The organism is Nocardiopsis sp. NPDC055551 (assembly GCF_053619415.1).
This window is the reverse complement of the sequence record NZ_JBSHJJ010000023.1, coordinates 1-2,500: the sequence shown is the minus strand read 5'-3', so window position 1 is coordinate 2,500 and position 2,500 is coordinate 1. Positions and strand designations below refer to the sequence as shown.

The window sequence follows — 2,500 nt, the reverse complement described above, 5'->3', positions numbered from 1 at the left end:
TTTCGGGTTGGTGGTCCAGGGGCCAGTTCATCAGCGAACGTCTGGTGCTGGTTGCTCATGGGTGGAACGTTGACTATTCGGCACAGTGGATTCGATGGTTTTGCTAGTACTGCTTCGGCGTGGAACGCAGGGTCATGGGTCGGCTGGGTCGGGCACGCTGTTGGGTGTCTGAGGGAGCGGCCATGTTGTGGCTGTTTCTTCGGTTGCCGGCCCCAGTGAACTCGGGATGTTTGGTCTCGGGGTGGTGGGTGGTTGGTCGTTGTTTGAGAACTGCACAGTGGACGCGAGCATCTGTGGCCAAGTTTTTAAGGGCGCACGGTGGATGCCTTGGCACCAGGAACCGATGAAGGACGTGGGAGGCCACGATAGTCCCCGGGGAGTCGTCAACCAGGCTTTGATCCGGGGGTTTCCGAATGGGGAAACCCGGCAGTCGTCATGGGCTGTCACCCGCTGCTGAACTCATAGGCAGTGTGGAGGGAACGCGGGGAAGTGAAACATCTCAGTACCCGCAGGAAGAGAAAACAACCGTGATTCCGGGAGTAGTGGCGAGCGAAACTGGATGAGGCCAAACCGTATGTGTGTGAGACCCGGCAGGGGTTGCGCATGCGGGGTTGTGGGATCTCTCTTCCACGGTCTGCCGGCCGTGGGACGAGTCATAAACCGTTGATGTAGGCGAAGGACATGCGAAAGGTCCGGCGTAGAGGGTAAGACCCCCGTAGTCGAAACATCAGCGGCTCGTTTGAGAGACACCCAAGTAGCACGGGGCCCGAGAAATCCCGTGTGAATCTGGCGGGACCACCCGCTAAGCCTAAATATTCCCTGGTGACCGATAGCGGATAGTACCGTGAGGGAATGGTGAAAAGTACCGCGGGAGCGGAGTGAAATAGTACCTGAAACCGTGTGCCTACAAGCCGTGGGAGCGTCGCGCATCGAGTTTGCTCGGTGCGTCGTGACTGCGTGCCTTTTGAAGAATGAGCCTGCGAGTTAGCGGTGTGTAGCGAGGTTAACCCGTGTGGGGAAGCCGTAGCGAAAGCGAGTCCGAAGAGGGCGTTTGAGTTGCACGCTCTAGACCCGAAGCGGAGTGATCTAGCCATGGGCAGGTTGAAGCGGCTGTAAGACGTCGTGGAGGACCGAACCCACCAGGGTTGAAAACCTGGGGGATGACCTGTGGTTAGGGGTGAAAGGCCAATCAAACTCCGTGATAGCTGGTTCTCCCCGAAATGCATTTAGGTGCAGCGTCGTGTGTTTCTTGCCGGAGGTAGAGCACTGGATAGGCGATGGGCCCTACCGGGTTACTGACCTTAGCCAAACTCCGAATGCCGGTAAGTGAGAGCGCGGCAGTGAGACTGTGGGGGATAAGCTCCATGGTCGAGAGGGAAACAGCCCAGAGCATCGACTAAGGCCCCTAAGCGTACGCTAAGTGGGAAAGGATGTGGAGTCGCAGAGACAACCAGGAGGTTGGCTTAGAAGCAGCCACCCTTGAAAGAGTGCGTAATAGCTCACTGGTCAAGTGATTCCGCGCCGACAATGTAGCGGGGCTCAAGCGTACCGCCGAAGTCGTGTCATTGCAGCAATACGCCCAACGGCGGCTGTGATGGGTAGGGGAGCGTCGTGTGCCGGGTGAAGCAGCCGTGGAAGCGAGTTGTGGACGGTTCACGAGTGAGAATGCAGGCATGAGTAGCGATTCACACGTGAGAAACGTGTGCGCCGATTGACTAAGGGTTCCTGGGTCAAGCTGATCTGCCCAGGGTAAGTCGGGACCTAAGGCGAGGCCGACAGGCGTAGTCGATGGATAACCGGTTGATATTCCGGTACCCGCTGTGAAGCGTCAAACATTGAATCCAGTGATGCTAAGCCCGTGAAGCCGTTCCGGACCCTTCGGGGAATGGAAAGTGGTGGAGCCGGTGACCCGAGCTGGTAGTAGGTGAGTGATGGGGTGACGCAGGAAGGTAGTCCATCCCGGGCGGTGGTTGTCCCGGGGTAAGGGTGTAGGCCGTGCGATAGGTAAATCCGTCGTGCATGTGGCTGAGACCTGATGCCGAGCCGATTGTGGTGAAGTGGATGATCCTATGCTGTCGAGAAAAGCCTCTAGCGAGTTTCATGGCGGCCCGTACCCTAAACCGACTCAGGTGGTCAGGTAGAGAATACCGAGGCGTTCGGGTGAACTATGGTTAAGGAACTCGGCAAAATGCCCCCGTAACTTCGGGAGAAGGGGGGCCATGTCTGGTGATGAGTCTTGCACTCTGAGCTGGGTGTGGCCGCAGAGACCAGCGAGAAGCGACTGTTTACTAAAAACACAGGTCCGTGCGAAGCCGTAAGGCGATGTATACGGACTGACGCCTGCCCGGTGCTGGAACGTTAAGGGGACCGGTTAGTCACATTTCGGTGTGGCGAAGCTGAGAACTTAAGCGCCAGTAAACGGCGGTGGTAACTATAACCATCCTAAGGTAGCGAAATTCCTTGTCGGGTAAGTTCCGACCTGCACGAATGGCGTAACGAC

Annotated in this window: 1 rRNA gene; it reads left to right on the top strand. The window is 57.3% G+C overall.

Annotated features, from left to right (window positions below):
• Positions 1–295: 295 nt before the first annotated feature.
• Positions 296–2,500 (top strand): 23S ribosomal RNA (locus ACWGSK_RS27475); the annotation flags it as partial.